The sequence below is a fragment of the Microbulbifer variabilis genome, assembly GCF_023716485.1.
Classification (GTDB): domain Bacteria; phylum Pseudomonadota; class Gammaproteobacteria; order Pseudomonadales; family Cellvibrionaceae; genus Microbulbifer; species Microbulbifer variabilis_B.
The window spans coordinates 4113266-4129009 of sequence record NZ_CP092418.1; the positions used below are offsets into that span (position 1 = coordinate 4113266).

The window sequence follows — 15744 nt, forward strand, 5'->3', positions numbered from 1 at the left end:
GTGCGGGCATTCTTACCTAAAGGACTTTTGTGTATGATCGCGCACTTAGCACATTTTTCAGCCAATTATTGGGCTAACGGGTATCCCAGAGGCAATTAGGGCTACTCGCCAACTAAATTGAGGACACACAATGACCACAACGACCTCCCCCAGCGACCAGCAGGATAGCCCGCCCGGACGCAAAACGGCCTTTACCCGCTTCCTGGATGTGGTGGAATGGCTCGGCAACCTGCTCCCCCATCCCATTACGCTCTTTGCGCTCTTTGCTGTGGGTGTGGTGATTCTAAGCGGTATAGCCTCCTACTTTGGCCTTTCTGTAGCAGACCCACGCCCGGTGGGTGCTGCGGGACGCGATCCCGATGGGGTAATTGAGGTCTTCAATCTATTAAGTGGCGACGGCCTCCGGATGATCGTGACCGGTCTAGTGAATAACTTTACTGGCTTCGCACCACTGGGTACCGTTCTCGTAGCCCTTCTTGGAGTGGGTATCGCCGAGCACTCTGGATTGTTGAGTGCCGCCGTTCGCGGCTTGGTACTGCAAGCCTCCAAGCGCACAGTCACCGTGATCGTGGTATTCGCCGGCATCATCTCCAACACAGCCTCTGAACTTGGCTATGTAGTACTTATTCCTCTCGCCGCCATGATCTTCCACTCTCTTGGCCGCCACCCCCTTGCCGGTTTAGCTGCTGCCTTTGCCGGCGTATCTGGGGGCTACAGTGCTAACCTGCTACTGGGCACGGTGGACCCACTCCTATCGGGAATCACCGAATCTGCAGCCCATATGATTGACCCAACTTACAGCGTTGGCCCGGAAGTGAACTGGTTCTTTATGATCGTCAGTACCTTCCTGATCACCATTGTTGGCAGCTGGGTCACCATGGCCATCGTTGAACCCAAGCTGGGTAAGTACGATCCCAACGAGGCCTCCGTTGATCTCAGTCAGGACAAACTTGGTACCCTTACCGACGATGAAAAACGCGGCCTTAAGTACGCTGGTCTTGCGGTTCTGGCTGTCTCCGCGGTATTTGCCCTGACGGTTGTGCCCGAGTGGGGTGTGTTGCGCAACCCGGAAACTGGCCTGGTAGCCGGCTCGCCGTTCCTGAAAGGTATTGTGTCCCTTATCCTGGTGTTCTTCGCTATCCCCGGCTTTGTCTATGGCAAGGTGGTGGGCACCATGAAGAATGACCGTGATGTCATTGATGCCATGGCCAAAAGTATGAACAGCATGGGTATGTATATCGTGCTGGTATTTTTCGCCGCGCAGTTCGTCGCCTTCTTCAAGGTGACCAACCTGGGGACTATCTTCGCCGTACTGGGCGCCGATGCCCTGCAGAGCATCGGCCTGACAGGCCCGCTGCTATTCCTGTTCTTTATCATGATGTGCGGATTTGTGAATCTGATGCTGGGTAGTGCCTCAGCACAGTGGGCCGTTACCGCTCCAATCTTTGTGCCTATGTTGATGCTGCTGGGCTATGCGCCTGAGGTGATACAGGCTGCTTATCGAATTGGCGACTCGGTCACCAATGTCATTACCCCGATGATGAGCTACTTCGGTCTGATCATCACCTTCGCCGCCCGCTATAAAAAAGATCTGGGTATGGGAACACTGATCGCCACAATGATCCCCTACTCCATCTTCTTCTTTGTTGGCTGGACTGCATTGTTCTATATCTGGGTATTTGCCCTGGGCCTCCCCGTTGGTCCCGGTGCAGCAACTTATTATGGTGGCTAAAACCCACTTATTGAAAAGGCCCGCTTTTTAGCGGGCCTTTTCAATTGTGAAAGAAATATGCACATTTAAGCTCAATTCTGTAATTGAAAGATCTCGAGCGTCTCATCTAATCCTCCACGACCCCTGATATAATTGGTACCATTGAGCCAATATTAAATTTTTTATCCGTCCAGACTAAAAAATTTATATTCCCAGTGACGCAGTCGTCATAAAACAAAAAATACTTAAATTAAAAATTTAGGGATAAAATACCTAAAAAATAACAATAAAAAGACTTATTTCCCAAGGGGCTACTTCCGGGAAGTATCCCCAAGTTATCTTTGGCCTTTAAAACACCTAAATAAAACGAGTAACATTACGCAGTAATAACGTTTTGCGGAGATCGATACGCGGATTATCGCCAGCATAGACCTGCCCTGATCTAACTATCATTCATTTTTCCGCTCAGGACGAGCACCGTGGTTGTGCCCTACCTTGCCCTTTTGAAGGGTAAAGATTGCTATTGCCCTCCATTACCGACATTACAGGACGTCGACACAGAGCAGGCCCTGGCCAGAGAGACTGTCCTTTAAACCAGTCGAAAAGAAGCCTTCACTAGATAAACAGATTGAGCCATATGGCTCTTTTTTATCTTTGGCGTCCGCCCAGATCCGATCTATTCCGCTGGATTAACCCTTCTCCACCTGGGAAATGTATAAAAGTAATTTTTCCCAGGGGATTCACAGGATTTATAAAAATTGACTCAACAAATAAGAACGACCCTGTTAACAGGCTTTTACGAGTTGGTGAGCCAATTAAAAGGTAGCCCTGAAGCCCTGCTGATCAGCTCCCGTATTAACCCCCACCAGGTTGAGAGCCTTGATGGGTATCTGGCACTAGATCAAGTGGCTGAGCTGCTGAACAAGACCGCTAGCCAGTTGAACTGCGCCGACTTTGGACTGCGTCTTGCCTACAGTCAGGGCGCTGCCGCACTGGGTTCTCTTGGGGCTGCTGTACTACAGTCCCTTACTTTGGGTGAATTCCTTAACACAGCGATAAAACAGCTAGGCAATGCTCCCTATAATCTGCGAGTTGAACTCACAAAAAAGGGGAAACACACGCATCTAAGTTTTCTGTGTATCGATGACCTGGAAGCTCAGCTTGCCGAGGACGCTCCTCCCCCCCAGCAACAATCCCGCGAGTTTCTACTCGGTGTTTCATTGGTAGCTCTACAACACCTTTGTGGGAGTAATTTTCAGCTGGAAAGTGTTCACCTAAAAACCGAGCGCCCCGTACATAACCATTACGAAAACTTCTTTGGGGTTCCCGTACACTTCGGCAAGGAAACTGATGCATTTATCCTGAATAGCAGCTCCCTGCTGCAACCAACAGAGAAATGCAATCCCAGCCTGCGTCCACTATTGAAAACCTATATCGAAGAGCTTCTGCAAAAGGGGGAAGCCAGTTTGGTGGAACAGGTGCAGCAGCTGATTTATTGCCTGATGCCTTTAAAAAGGTGCAGCCTACAAGAAGTCGCCAATCAGCTGGGTATGCACAAGCGTACCCTACAGCGCAGGCTGAGGGACCGGGAATTGGTATTTGAGGATCTATTGGATCGCATTCGTCGGGAGCGTGCCGAGTATTATTTAAGCGGTAAACAACCCCCCATGTCCCAGATTTCGGATATGCTGGGCTATCGCGAACAGAGCTCTTTCAACCGCGCCTGTTATCGCTGGTTTGCCACCACCCCAATGCGAGTCAGACGCCAGCTGATGGCACAGATAGTAGCCCGCGAAGCCGCACAAGAGCTGGCTGAAGTCGAATAAGCACTGCTGACAAGAGGCTTTGGCTGCGTAAACCCTGCTTCAGCTTAAGTCTCTATTTAGCTCCTCTATTCAAAGCTTCTACTCATTGCACGACTTCACAATCACCACTCTATGCCTCTGCGAGCGGCAATACCGGTATTGAATGCGTGTTTTTCCGCACACATTTCGCTCACAGTATCGGCTACATCCTTGAGGTACTGCTTGGCCCCACGCCCGGTAATGACAACCGTCTGCTCCCTGGGCCGCTGCTGTATCGCTTGTACTACCTCTTCTTTGTCCAACCAGCGGTAATTCAGCGCGTAGGTGAGCTCATCCAAAACCACCAGATAAACTCGCTCATCCCGCAACGCCTCCCGCGCCTTCTCCCAAAGTGCCATTGCCGCAGCTTTATCGGCCTCAAAATCCTGGGTTTCCCAGGTGAAATCAGTGCCCATTTGATGCCACTGTAACGGGTGGGCGGCGCCCATTAGAAGATTCTTTTCTCCACACTCCCAGGTGCCCTTAATAAATTGAGTCACCACGGTAGAGTAACCGAAGCCCAGGGCACGGGTGACCGTGCCCATCGCCGCAGTGGTTTTACCCTTGCCATCGCCGGTATAGAGAATCACTATGCCGCGCTCCTCCAGCGCTTTAGAAACCGCCTCATCCACAATTTTTTTACGGTTCTGCATACGTGACTTATGTCGACTCTTTTTATCCTGTGATTCTGAACTCATAAAGACCATCAAACATTTAAAGTAAAGGGAGCGTGCAGATTGCACTCAAGTGTGCGTCGTTATTCAGAGGCTTCTCACTCTGTCATTGCTAAAAATGCAGAAATAAAATCCCAAATCAGATCATCCTGCCAGAGAACATTGTGGCCACCAGAAAAAATGCCCAAGCGCGAATTGGGAATCTGCCGAAATAAAGCCCGCTGATTTTCAACGGGAGCGACGCTATCGTAGCGCCCGGCACAGATCAGCGTCTCTACCTCCATAGTCGGTAGGCGAGCAAAAGTATCGTGGCCTTTTCTCGCCTGAAGCTGTCGAATACGGCACTGGGCTCCGTCAGGCTTGCTTGCCGCCAGTTCGCAGACTTGGCGATAATATTTACTTAAAAAAGCACAGAGTGCTGATTCAGAATGTATAACATCGGCACTTTGCAGGCGGCTATCACCCGCAGTCACCCATAGATTCACTTTTTCCTCGAGGCTCATAGCCTCAATATCGTACTGATGAAAAGGGAATGAAGCGCCTCCGCGGCCTCCGGAGCTGGTTACCAATAAAACCAGTTTTCGCACCAACTGGGGATATTGCAATGCAAATTCCTGAGCGACCATGCCACCAAATGATTCTCCCAGTAGATACGCATCCCGCCAATCGAGATGATCCATCAGTCGTTTAAGGTCTAGGGCGTAATCGGCCATATTGGGAGAATCGATGGGTGAATTAGACTGACCGATGCCACGGGGGTCAAAGGTTAAGATTTCAAACCGATTCGCCAACGGGGAGTCGAAAATAGTCGGGGCTACCCTGAGATCACTGAGGGTACCAGGGTGAAACACCAAGCGCGGGCCCCTTCCGCGAACTTCAAAATGCAATTCCACGCCATCATTACTAAATACCGCCACAAAATAGCTCCCGGAAAAAACTAGACGCTGCAATAGTAGCCGCCGGGAAGAGAAACACCGGGATTGAATCGTTAGAAGAGAGTGAACAGAGAGATAGCCCAAGGGGCTATCTCTCCAAACATTTTTATAGGCTAAATTCTATACCGGCATAAACTGCTGCGCCTGCTGTGTAATAACCCGCAACTTCGCGATAGTTCCGGTCCAACACATTTTCACCGCGTAGATTAACCCGCATATTAGGCGTGAGACGATACACTGCATTCAGGTCTAATTTGGAGTAATTTTCCAACGCAATTTCCCTAATGGAGCCATTGCTCTCCCTTATGCGATTAATACGATCTTCTACCCGTTGCCAATTAGCGCTTAACGTCAGCTTATCCTCCAACCATTGCTGGCTGAGGCCAAAGTTATAAACCCGCTGGGGAACGCCCTCACGCACAGCACCAGTGCTATTCTCTGTGTCGAGCCAAGTACCGCTAGCATGCCAATCTAAACCGTTATTCAAGCTACCATTCAGGGATAGTTCGATGCCTTCCGACTGGCTCTCGCCATCATCCTGCCTGTAGGCGCCCATAAAGCCTAGAGAGTCGTCATAAATGATCGCATCGGTGATTTCCTGGTCGAAATAGGTCAGCTCCGCCTGTAATAGCTGCGCCCACTGATATTCCAATCCCAACTCATAACCACGACTGGTCTCCGGACCCACTAATGCCACACCGGTAGAATTATTTAAACTGATTTCATTGGGGCTGGGCGCGCGATAGCCAGTTCCCAAGCTTGCGCGATACTTCACTTGCTGCTCTTCGCCAATAGCAATTGGGATAGCTGCGGATGCTCGCCAGCTGTTGTGGTCCTCAGTTTCCAGACTATCACGACGGTAACCCAGGGTGTAGAAAACTGTTTCGGCAAAATCACTGTGCCACTCGGTAAAAACACCAGTGCTTTCTAATACTTCTTTGGAAGGAGTAAAACTGCCGAATCGAGTGAAGAAGTCCGTTTGTTCGTATTCCCCACCCCAGAGTAACTTACCTGAAGCGAGTACTTTACTACCGATATAATTGGCTTCTCGAATTTCACCTTTCGTAGTGAACAACATTGCACCGGGACTGATGCCCTCAACCCGATCAATCTCCTGCTGCGACAGACTCAGCTGGTGATTCCAAGAATTTATTTGATAATTACCACTGAGACTAAACAGCTCCTGATCATAGCGGCTCAGGCAATCGTTGGGTGCCAATGAATAGCAGCCATCAAACTCTGTTTCGGCATCGGTTTTTCGATATTGTCCCTCCAGGGAAAGGGTGTCATTCACCTGATAGCCGAGGCGCGCACTTGCAGTAAAGTTTTCATAGCCATCCTCTTCCCCCGATGTATCCATTTCTCTCGCATTAAAACCATCGCTGGAAAAATCGGAGACACTCAGATCGTAATGCCAGGAGCCAGCACTGCCACCGAGGCTGGCACTTGTACGCTCGGTGCCGTAGCGGCCAGCCTCTACCCCAGCCGTTGCGCGTACCTCTCCGGTAGACTTCTTGGTGATAATATTGATCACGCCACCGGCACCTGCACCATAGAGCATACCCTGAGGGCCGCGCAGCATTTCAATACGCTCAATATCCGCAGCCTGCAGGTGTTGTAACTGGGCACCCACCTGCGGTGTGGTGGGATCGGCAATATTCACCCCATCCAGTAACACCAAGGTGCGGAAATTACTTTCCCCACGGATAAACAAGGAGCTGACCTTGCCCGCTCCGCCGCTATTGCTGACAGCAACACCTGGCAGAGTGCGCATCACATCCAGCAGGCTGGTATAACCCAATCGTTCAATATCGGCAGCATTAAGAATTGAAACAGAGACACCCAGCTGGCTCTTGGGCAGATCCAGACGGCTGGCAGTCACGGTGATTTCTTCCAGGTCCGCAGCCGCAGACAATAGCGGTTGCACCGCGGCAAAGACGGCAGCGGCTAATAAAGTTTTTTTCATTGTGGTTCCCCAATCTCGAACAGAAAAACGGATTGAGGGAGGGTGAGTACAATCGGTGCGCAACCCAGGCGGGCACACTGACCAGACAAAGCCCTCCGCTTTATCCTCGAGGCCAGATATAAAAACTCCGGCTTAGTGCCGAGGGCCGGTATCGGGCTTATCATTTTGCAAAGAAAAATGATTTACCGTTGCGGGGGCAGCGCCGGACTCTGTATACACATCACCGGACTTCCCGTTTACCCCAGCCAAGTGTAATTACACTGCTGGGCACCCAAAGCGGCGGCAAGTATAACAGCGTGGCTGGCGCTTCCCCAGCGAAAGTGAGACGTTAAATCCACGGGGTAATTTTCAATAAAAATCTGTTTTTCAAACACCACTCAGCCCTTACTCGCTTGCACACTTCTTTACCAAAAATCCACATTCCTTGCGCATTCCTGAACTATGTTGGCTATCAGCGGCTGGTTAAAAAACACCTCCCAGGAAGGGGGGATACTGGCCGCCGCTAATCTCCCGCGCCTGCTCTTCAGTGCAGGCGCTGTCCAGCTGCCTTCAATGGAGAGCACCATGTACAAGGTTTTATTATCTGTCGCCCTAATGGCCATGATTTCCTCTGCAAACGCACAGCCACGCAAACCTCCTCAGGAAGCCTTTGATGCCTGCAAGGCAATGTCGAAGGGTGATGCCTGCAAAGTGGAAACTCCGCACGGTACTCTGGAAGGCACTTGCCGCATGCCCCCTAGAGAAGAGCAACTGGTGTGTGTTCCCACAAAAATGGAAGGCCGCAGACCGGGCAAAGATCGGAAAGAAAATAACGAGTAAATCATTGGGGCCCTTGCGGGCCTCGCAGTTTGAGAATGCAGTATGAAAAAGTGGCTATTAGTGGGCCTCACTTGTGTCGCCCCGGCAGCTCTGGGACATCTGCCGGAAACAACCGTGGAAGCCTGCCAAGGGTTAACCTCCGGCTCCAGTTGTAGCATCGGTCACAGTAGCGGCCAATGCTTGCGCTTATCTGAAGATCAGGCTCCGGTCTGTGTGACGGGCACATTGGCTATTGCCAGAATCCCTTCTCAAGAGCGCGCTAACGGCAGACCAGCGGCACGCAGGCATCGGGTGGTGCAGTCGGAGGGATTACAATATAGGGTTCCCGCCAACCACAACCCAATCACCACCAGCCGCATTAAAGTCACAATCGAAGGGCCCTGGCGGGTGATTGAAGCCAACGGTATCTCCACGCATAAAACCGGTGCCTTCCCAAACTCCGGCAATCCCCACAAAATCGAAACCCAACGCTACAAATACCGAGTACCCGCAGCCCCCAAGTTGGCAAAAAAATCCACACCAGTAAGCCTGCAAAATTTTGGTATTGGCATTAACGGCGTGCCCTTTGATCCCAGCGCCGCAGAGTGGTACTTGGGTAATCGCGGCCTCTGGCGCTATGAGGCGCTCTCCGGTGCAGTTCCCCTCGGCGTTGACGACAACTACGCCCATGTACAGCCCAACGGGGCCTACCATTATCACGGTCTGCCCACCGGACTATTGGCAAGACTACAAGTTACCCCGCAGCAGCATTCACCACTGATTGGTTGGGCCGCAGATGGTTTTCCCATTTACGCACTATATGGTTATGGCGATGACATGAATGAGGAGACTGATGTAGTAAAAATGCACTCCAGCTATCGGGTGAAATCTGGACATCGGCCAACAAGTAACAAGCAACCTGGCGGCTATTACGACGGCACCTTTGTGGCGGACTACGAATATGTTGAAGGGGCGGGCTCCCTCGATGAGTGCAATGGCCGCTTTGTGCGCACCCCTGATTTTCCCCAGGGTATCTATGCCTATTTCCTTACTGAGGAGTGGCCAATAATTCCGCGCTGCTACAAAGGAACACCCTCCGAGGACTTCCGCCGCGGACCCGCAATGGGGCGGCCACAGCCCCCGCGCAGGCGATTTGGCTGAGACAGGAATTTCTAGCCACTGGATTTTCGCAACAAATCCAGTGGTACAAAGTCTGCGATACCGTCGCGCCAACGGAATTCACAACTCACCCCGTAGGCTTCGCCAATCAACGTTGGAGTCAGTACCTGTTGCGGTGTTCCCTGAGCTAACAATTCTCCATCCAGCATCAAGAGAATCCGATCGCAAAAGCGCGCCGCCAGGCTGAGGTCGTGCAGTGCCAACACCACGGTTTTGCCACTGTCGGCCAGGCTGCGGAAGTTCTGCATCAGCTGAAGTTGGTGACGGATATCCAACGCCGCAGTGGGCTCATCGGCGATCAGCAGCGGTGCCCGCCCCACTAACAGGCGGGCCAATTGCACGCGGCGCAGCTCGCCACCGGATAATTGAGTGACCGGGCGCTGGGCAAATTCCTGCGCATCCACCAATAACAACGCCTGCTGTACCCTTTGCTCCCGGTCTGGCAACCGTCCCCAGGGGAGTAGCCCCAACGCCACCATATCCGCCGCACTGAGAGACCAGGTCGGAGTTTCCGACTGCGGTAGGAAAGCCCCCAGCCTCGCACGCTGGGATGCCGGCAATTGCCCCGCATCAAGACCATTCAGCTCAACATGACCCGCATCGGGGGACAAGACTCCTGATAAACACTGCAACAGACTGCTCTTGCCGGCGCCATTGGGGCCCACCACGGCGGTCAGCTCGAAGGGCTTAAAAGCACAATGGATTCCCTGCAGGACACTCTTGCGCCCTCGCTGCAATTCCAGCGCAACGCAGGCGGCCTCAATAGTTTTCTCACTAGCCATATTCACAACCACTGCCCCCTGCGCGCCGTCAAAATCAGCCAGAAGAAAAAAGGTGCACCGATAAAAGCGGTGACCGCGCCAATGCGCAGCTCCTGCGCGCCGACAAAATTAATCACCAGAATGTCTGCCAGCAGCAACAGCAGCGCTCCAGCTAAAGCGCTGATCCACAGTAAACGGGCGGGGTCCTGGCGCACCAGAGGGCGCACCAGGTGCGGCACCACCAATCCGACAAAACCGATAGTGCCAGCTACTGCCACGGCACCCCCCACGGCACTGGCGATGCCCAGCAAAATAAGAAAGGGATAGGCGCGGCTCTGGAAACCCAAGGAAGCCGCACTGTCTTCACCCAAGGCCAGCGCGCGCAAATAATTGCGTGTGAAAAACAGGCACAGCACCCCCACGGCCAAAAAGGGCAATGCCAAAAACAGTTGGTCCCAGCCGCGATTGGCCAGCGAGCCCATCAACCAGAACACCACCTCCTGCATAGCGAACATGCTCGGCGCATAGTTAAGCGCCAGTGCAATCAGTGCCGATAGGAAAGCGTTAATGGCCACCCCCGCCAACACCAGCCGTCCGGCACTGGCGCCGCGCCCCGCCAACAACCACACCGCCGCCGCCGCGCTAAAGGCACCGCCAATAGCCAGAGCCTGCAACAACCAACCGGATTTCCAGGCCGCGCCGTAATAGAGAAACAGTACCGCCGCCAAAGCCGCACCGCTGGAAACACCGAGCAGCGCCGGCTCCGCCAGAGGGTTACGCAACATCCCCTGCATGGCGGCGCCGCCCATCCCCAAGGCAGCGCCCACCAGTATTGCCAACAGGGCACGGGGCAGTCGCAATTGCCACAGAATCACCGCATCGCTGCTCTGGCCACTCCAGCCCTCAGCCAGCGCATTGGAAAGGTCCACCGAAACCGGGCCACTACCCAGTGCCCCAAGCAAGGCCAGCGGCAGGGCCGCCAGTAATAACAAAACCGCGTTTTTATTGTACAAGCGCTTCCCTCTTATCCATCAACTGTTGCAGTGTATCCACCACCGCCAGTACCGGGCACAGGCTCAGCTGTTTCGGCAGGGTATAGGTGCGGCCGCTATCGATATAGCGCTGTAGTACCGGGTGGCGCGCGGCCAGGTAAGCCAGTGCGAAATGCTGTTCGCTGCCATAGAACACCAACAAATCCGGCTGCAGGGCAATCACCTCTTCCAGGCTGATCCGTGCCAGTCCCTGAGTGGTGGCGAGATTGTCAAAACCGGCGCGCTGCAGCAACTGGTGCTCCAGCATGCCGCTGCCGTAGGTGATGTTATTGGCGGAGAGAATCACCGCACTGGCGCGCTGTTTAGCAGCGGGCTGATCGAGTAGTTGTGCCAACGCGCGTTTCTGCTCTTGCAGCGGAGGAAGCGGGCCCAGTACGGCTTGTAAAGCACCGAGTTGTTGTTGCAACTGCTCCAGACTGTAGGCATCGGGGATGGTCACCACATTCATACCCAGTGCCTGCAGCCGCTCAGCCGCACGCTGGGCACCGTACTGCCCGGCAAGAACCAGATCTGGCTTTAATGGCAGCAGCTCCTCGGCGCGGGCGCGATTGAGCTGAACGTGTTCGGGAATCGGCAGGGAGCGATACTGTTCGGCGGCGGACAGCCAGGTCAGAGAGGCAATATCCGCAGGTTGTGCCCAGTTCAGCAGTACTTGGTCCAGACACAGGTTCAACGAAGCAATGCGCTCATAGGCCTGGACTTTCGCGGCCAGAATGAACACTGCACCGAGTAATAGTTGCCAGCAGAGAAGATGACGCCTGGACGTGCGGGTACTCATCCGACTCAGCTCATGTCAATCACGGCAAGGGCTTCCGCCAGGGTTTTTATCGAGTGCATCTCCATACCCTCGATATCGTTTTTCAGGCGATTGGCGGCGGGCACTATCGCTTTGCGAAAACCATGCTTAGCGGCTTCGCGCAGGCGCTCCTGGCCCGAGGGCACGGGGCGGATCTCACCGGAAAGTCCCACCTCACCGAAGACCACCAGATCCCGCGGCAACACCCGATTGCGAAAGCTGGAAACAACTGCCAGCAAAAGAGTCAGGTCGGCACTGGTTTCCATTACCTTGACGCCGCCTACCACATTGATAAACACATCCTGATCGCCGACCAAGACGCCGCCATGGCGGTGCAGCACCGCCAGCAGCATATTCAGGCGGTTCTGGTCGAGACCCACCGCTACCCGGCGCGGATTACCGAGGCTGCTGTCATCCACCAGTGCCTGCAGTTCCACCAGCAGCGGCCGGGTGCCCTCCCACACGGAAGTCACCACCGATCCCGCGGCGATCTCCTCGGCGCGCTGCAGGAAAATAGCGGAGGGATTAGAAACTTCTTTAAGGCCCTGCTCGGTCATGGCAAATACCCCCAGCTCATTCACCGCTCCAAAGCGGTTTTTATGGGCACGCAGGGTGCGGAAGCGGGAGTCGTGAGTACCTTCGAGCAATATGGAGCAATCAATAATATGTTCCAGCACCTTGGGGCCTGCCAAACTGCCGTCTTTGGTGACATGGCCCACTAAAATCAGCGCAGTACCAGTCTGCTTGGCGAAGCGGGTCAGGTAAGCAGCACTCTCACGCACCTGGGCCACCGAGCCCGGAGCGGACTGCACATCGCTCATATGCATCACCTGGATGGAGTCCACCACCATCACGCGTGGATTGACTTCTTTTGCCGCCAGGCAGATGCGCTCCACATCAGTTTCACTGAGGAGCTGCAGGGAATCAGTGGGCAGGCCCAGACGTTTGGCGCGCATAGCCACCTGCTGAAGAGATTCTTCACCGGTGATATACAGCGCCGGCATTGAAGTAGCGAGGTGGCACAGAGTTTGTAGCAATACCGTGGATTTACCAGCCCCAGGATGACCGCCGATCAGCACCACCGAACCCGGCACCAGGCCGCCCCCCAGCACCCGGTCGAGTTCCGAGGCGGAAGTGGGAATACGCGGCAGCTCACTCAGGTCGATTTCCGAGAGCTTCTGCACCTTGCCTGCACCGGCGGCGCCGGCATAGCCACTCTGGGCATCGGTGAAATTGGCCGCGCGGCTGTCTTTGTGCTCCGGCCCCAAACGCACTTCAGAGAGACTGTTCCAGGCACCACAAGCACTGCACTGCCCCGCCCACTTTGTATAGTCAGCGCCACATTCATTGCACACATAGGCAGTTTTGCGTTTAGCAGCCAAGGTTATTCCCCCAAAGCGTCACCCAGTCAAATTGGCACACAGTTTACCCCTTATCTCCCTTCAGAGGGCAGCGCTTAACAGACAGATATGACTCTCCTTTACCCAAGTGGTGTATTGGCACTTTTTCCCACTTTCTCTGGGATCTGCGCGATTGATCTAGATCAATTCTTCGTATTTTCACCGGGCTAATATCCGGCGCGTCTCGCCTCCTCCTATAGGCAGAGTCACTACAACATCACCGACTACTCAAAACAGGAAGTAAATATGTCGTCTACTACTCTTCGCAGTGCGCTTCTCGCACTCGTCATGGCCTCGACGTCCGCCCTGGCAGCAGATCACGAAGTTAAGATGCTGAACCAGGGCAAGGACGGCATGATGACTTTCGAACCCGCGTTCCTAAACGTTGCAGTGGGCGATACTGTCACCTTCCTGCCCACCGATATGGCACACAACAGCCGTTCCGTACTCTCCCCAGCCGAGGGCGACAGTTGGAATGGCAGCATGGGTGAGAAAGTCAGTGTGACCTTGAATAAGGAAGGCGTTTACCTGTACCAGTGCGATCCGCACCTGCCCTTGGGCATGGTCGGTGTAATTCAGGTAGGCCAGGCCGGCAACCTGGAAGATGCCAAGAAACACGCTCAAGGAATGAGTGAACGTATCGCCGTCAACAAGGAGCGCCTCAGCCAGTACCTTGACCTAATTAAATAAGAGAGGCCGCGGCGTGGACATTTTATTTGAGCAAGGCCCTCACCTGGTTGCGCGTTTCTGCGATCTGGTTAAAGAACAGAATGGCAGCGATGGAGTGCAGGCCAACCAGTTTGTGATTCGCCGCGGCACCCAAGGTGCGCTGATTGATCCCGGCGGTGATCTCACCTACACACCCCTAACCATTGAACTCAGCCGCCACCTGAACCTGAGCGATCTGGAATATATCCTGGCCTCGCACCAGGACCCGGACATCATTGCCTCACTGCCACGCTGGATGCTGCACTCGCGCTGCAAGGTAGCGGTATCCAAACTGTGGTCGCGCTTCCTGCCCCACCTAGTGTCTGGCTTTGTCGCCTCACGTGCCGGTAGTGAACGTTGGCAGGACCGTATCATTCCCATCAGTGACAAGGGCGAGGTGCTGCCTTTTGCCGACAGCGAAATCTGGGCCCTGCCCGCACACTTTATGCACTCCTGCGGCAACTTCAGTTTCTACGATCCAGTTAGCCGCATCCTGTTTTCCGGTGACGTGGGCGCCTCTCTCGGTGGAGAGGAGGGCGAAGTCATCGATTTTGATGCGCATATTCCATCCATGGAAGGTTTCCACCAGCGCTATATGGGAGGCAACTGGGCCTGCCGTCTGTGGGTGAAAATGGTGCGAGAACTGAACCCAGCCATGATTGTGCCTCAACACGGCGGGTATTTTGCCTCTGAGGAAGTTAAGGGAGGCTTCCTGAGCTGGTTGGAGCGATTGGAATGTGGACCCGATCTGCTGCGACATCAGGACTATCGCTTGCCGCTGAGGAAACCCTAAAGACCAGTCTAAAGGACAGTCTTTACAAGCGATAACCCTGTAGGCTCCGAATCAATACAGGCATAAAACCAAGGGAGAGCGGGACGCTTTCCCTTAACCTCCTCCACCCTCCCGCTGTGCTTGCACCCCCTGCTGCCCACACATACACTGACCGGCATACTTCTCCTGGGCTGCTTTATGTATATTGCCTACCTTCGCACCTTGCTGCTGATACTCCTGCTGGCCTTTGCCGGCCTGGCATCGGCCGTGCCCTGTGCGGAACCTGCAGATATGCTGAGCATGGAAAGCAGCGAACAGGGCCACTGCGAAGCGGATAAAGCCGATGATTGCCACAGTGAGCACCGCGGTGACTGTGGTATCGAATGCGGCTGCTGCCTGGGATTGAGCAATAGCCTCGCCGTAATCTCCGCCAATATCCCGAATTTTTCGCGGCCAATTTCCCTGGCAACTGCCCACACAGTATTTAAACCTTCCCCCGACCCGGAAAGCACCCTGCGGCCTCCTATTGCCACCTGAGCCTCGGCTCCAGCAGTAAACTTCGCCGATAAATCTTTTTTGCCCGCCACTAGCTGCACCTATGCTGCGCTGACGATGTGGTGGGTCAGTTGATATGAATGACAGGAGTAATTCCATGTACCGATCTTTTTTAGCCGCAATTGCCGCGCTTGTTACCACATTAGCCCTCAGTGCTTGTGCCGAACCCACCGAGCCCAAAGAACCTCAAGCGCAGAACTTAACGACCTATAAATCCGCTACCTGTGGCTGCTGCAAAGTTTGGGTGGACCACGCTCGCAACAGCGGCTTCAAAGTGGTGGCAAAGGATGTCGATGACCTCAACGGCGTCAAAAAACAGCACGGAATCGAACCCCGCTACCAGTCTTGCCACACCAGTGTGTCCAAGGAAGGCTATGTTTTCGAAGGGCATGTGCCAGCCAAGCTGATTCAGCAATTTTTGCAAAGTCCGCCTAAGGGTGCGCTGGGGCTGGCTGTGCCCGGTATGCCTCTCGGAAGCCCTGGCATGGAGATGGGCGATCGCTTTACCCCCTACCAGGTAATGCAGTTAAACAAGGACGGCAGCAGCGTGGTTTATACAGAAATCAACGCGGCCGGAGAACAGTTCTGAGGAC

The 15744-nt window shown here is 54.0% G+C and carries 15 protein-coding genes and 1 riboswitch; of the genes, 8 read left to right on the forward strand and 7 right to left on the reverse strand.

Annotation, left to right across the window (positions count from 1 at the left end):
- Window positions 1-130 precede the first annotated feature (130 nt).
- The gene (locus tag MJO52_RS18200; protein WP_252083373.1) at window positions 131-1732 is read left to right on the forward strand and encodes an AbgT family transporter; all 1602 of its coding nucleotides are present in this window, start codon (window positions 131-133) and stop codon (window positions 1730-1732) included.
- Between the two features lie 737 nt (window positions 1733-2469).
- Window positions 2470-3537: an AraC family transcriptional regulator gene (locus MJO52_RS18205; RefSeq protein WP_252083374.1), complete on the forward strand. Its 1068-nt coding sequence runs from the start codon at window positions 2470-2472 to the stop codon at window positions 3535-3537.
- Between the two features lie 101 nt (window positions 3538-3638).
- Here MJO52_RS18205 and cobO read toward each other — a convergent pair whose 3' ends face one another.
- The 3 genes from cobO to MJO52_RS18220 all read right to left on the reverse strand — a co-directional run bounded on the left by cobO (window position 3639) and on the right by MJO52_RS18220 (window position 7130).
- Entirely contained in the window at window positions 3639-4253 is a 615-nt protein-coding gene (gene cobO / locus MJO52_RS18210) for a cob(I)yrinic acid a,c-diamide adenosyltransferase (RefSeq protein WP_252083375.1), read from the reverse strand.
- Between the two features lie 74 nt (window positions 4254-4327).
- The gene (locus MJO52_RS18215) at window positions 4328-5146 is read right to left on the reverse strand and encodes an alpha/beta fold hydrolase (RefSeq protein WP_252083376.1); all 819 of its coding nucleotides are present in this window, start codon (window positions 5144-5146) and stop codon (window positions 4328-4330) included.
- A 124-nt stretch (window positions 5147-5270) separates the two neighbouring features.
- Window positions 5271-7130 carry a TonB-dependent receptor plug domain-containing protein gene (locus tag MJO52_RS18220; RefSeq protein ID WP_252083377.1) on the reverse strand — a complete coding sequence of 620 codons (1860 nt, stop codon included), beginning with the start codon at window positions 7128-7130 and terminating at the stop codon, window positions 5271-5273.
- A gap of 126 nt (window positions 7131-7256) precedes the next feature.
- A riboswitch (cobalamin riboswitch) is annotated at window positions 7257-7420 on the reverse strand.
- Window positions 7421-7571: 151 nt separating this feature from the next.
- Between MJO52_RS18220 and MJO52_RS18225 the strand changes: the two genes are divergently transcribed.
- Together MJO52_RS18225 and MJO52_RS18230 are read left to right on the forward strand one after the other, a co-directional pair.
- Entirely contained in the window at window positions 7572-7949 is a 378-nt protein-coding gene (locus tag MJO52_RS18225; protein WP_252083378.1) for a hypothetical protein, read from the forward strand.
- A 42-nt stretch (window positions 7950-7991) separates the two neighbouring features.
- Window positions 7992-9089 (forward strand): YHYH protein, encoded by a 1098-nt coding sequence (locus MJO52_RS18230; RefSeq protein WP_252083379.1) that lies wholly within the window; start codon window positions 7992-7994, stop codon window positions 9087-9089.
- A gap of 11 nt (window positions 9090-9100) precedes the next feature.
- On the opposite strand, the gene MJO52_RS18235 is transcribed toward MJO52_RS18230, so the two are convergent.
- The 4 genes from MJO52_RS18235 to radA are packed head-to-tail and all read right to left on the reverse strand — an operon-like array spanning window position 9101 to window position 13098.
- Complete coding sequence (locus MJO52_RS18235; protein WP_252083380.1) at window positions 9101-9889, reverse strand: ABC transporter ATP-binding protein; 789 nt, start codon at window positions 9887-9889, stop codon at window positions 9101-9103.
- A gap of 2 nt (window positions 9890-9891) precedes the next feature.
- Complete coding sequence (locus tag MJO52_RS18240) at window positions 9892-10881, reverse strand: FecCD family ABC transporter permease (protein ID WP_252083381.1); 990 nt, start codon at window positions 10879-10881, stop codon at window positions 9892-9894.
- A complete protein-coding gene (locus MJO52_RS18245) occupies window positions 10871-11698 on the reverse strand; it encodes an ABC transporter substrate-binding protein (protein WP_252083382.1) in 828 nt (275 codons plus the stop codon). Before MJO52_RS18245 ends, MJO52_RS18240 begins: the two co-directional genes overlap by 11 nt.
- A 5-nt stretch (window positions 11699-11703) precedes the next feature.
- Window positions 11704-13098: a DNA repair protein RadA gene (gene radA / locus MJO52_RS18250; RefSeq protein ID WP_252083383.1), complete on the reverse strand. Its 1395-nt coding sequence runs from the start codon at window positions 13096-13098 to the stop codon at window positions 11704-11706.
- Window positions 13099-13362: 264 nt separating this feature from the next.
- On the opposite strand from radA, the gene MJO52_RS18255 reads away from it, so the two are divergent.
- The 4 genes from MJO52_RS18255 (at window position 13363) to MJO52_RS18270 (ending at window position 15740) form a co-directional block, all read left to right on the forward strand.
- On the forward strand, window positions 13363-13806 hold the full coding sequence (locus MJO52_RS18255; protein ID WP_252083384.1) for a pseudoazurin: 444 nt from the start codon (window positions 13363-13365) through the stop codon (window positions 13804-13806).
- 13 nt (window positions 13807-13819) lie between these two features.
- Window positions 13820-14617: an MBL fold metallo-hydrolase gene (locus tag MJO52_RS18260; RefSeq protein ID WP_252083385.1), complete on the forward strand. Its 798-nt coding sequence runs from the start codon at window positions 13820-13822 to the stop codon at window positions 14615-14617.
- A 177-nt stretch (window positions 14618-14794) separates the two neighbouring features.
- Window positions 14795-15133, forward strand: coding sequence for a hypothetical protein (locus MJO52_RS18265; RefSeq protein ID WP_252083386.1), 339 nt, complete (start codon window positions 14795-14797; stop codon window positions 15131-15133).
- Window positions 15134-15248: 115 nt separating this feature from the next.
- Complete coding sequence (locus MJO52_RS18270; RefSeq protein ID WP_252083387.1) at window positions 15249-15740, forward strand: DUF411 domain-containing protein; 492 nt, start codon at window positions 15249-15251, stop codon at window positions 15738-15740.
- Window positions 15741-15744: the final 4 nt, after the last annotated feature.

Bases quoted from the DNA above. Each gene is read 5' to 3' on its own strand.
- MJO52_RS18220 (WP_252083377.1), bottom strand. From the start codon at position 7,130: ATGAAAAAAACTTTATTAGCCGCTGCCGTCTTTGCCGCGGTGCAACCG.
- MJO52_RS18235 (WP_252083380.1), bottom strand. From the start codon at position 9,889: ATGGCTAGTGAGAAAACTATTGAGGCCGCCTGCGTTGCGCTGGAATTG.
- cobO (WP_252083375.1), bottom strand. From the start codon at position 4,253: ATGAGTTCAGAATCACAGGATAAAAAGAGTCGACATAAGTCACGTATG.
- MJO52_RS18230 (WP_252083379.1), top strand. From the start codon at position 7,992: ATGAAAAAGTGGCTATTAGTGGGCCTCACTTGTGTCGCCCCGGCAGCT.
- MJO52_RS18245 (WP_252083382.1), bottom strand. From the start codon at position 11,698: ATGAGTACCCGCACGTCCAGGCGTCATCTTCTCTGCTGGCAACTATTA.
- MJO52_RS18270 (WP_252083387.1), top strand. From the start codon at position 15,249: ATGTACCGATCTTTTTTAGCCGCAATTGCCGCGCTTGTTACCACATTA.
- MJO52_RS18265 (WP_252083386.1), top strand. From the start codon at position 14,795: ATGTATATTGCCTACCTTCGCACCTTGCTGCTGATACTCCTGCTGGCC.
- MJO52_RS18255 (WP_252083384.1), top strand. From the start codon at position 13,363: ATGTCGTCTACTACTCTTCGCAGTGCGCTTCTCGCACTCGTCATGGCC.
- MJO52_RS18225 (WP_252083378.1), top strand. From the start codon at position 7,572: ATGTTGGCTATCAGCGGCTGGTTAAAAAACACCTCCCAGGAAGGGGGG.
- MJO52_RS18200 (WP_252083373.1), top strand. From the start codon at position 131: ATGACCACAACGACCTCCCCCAGCGACCAGCAGGATAGCCCGCCCGGA.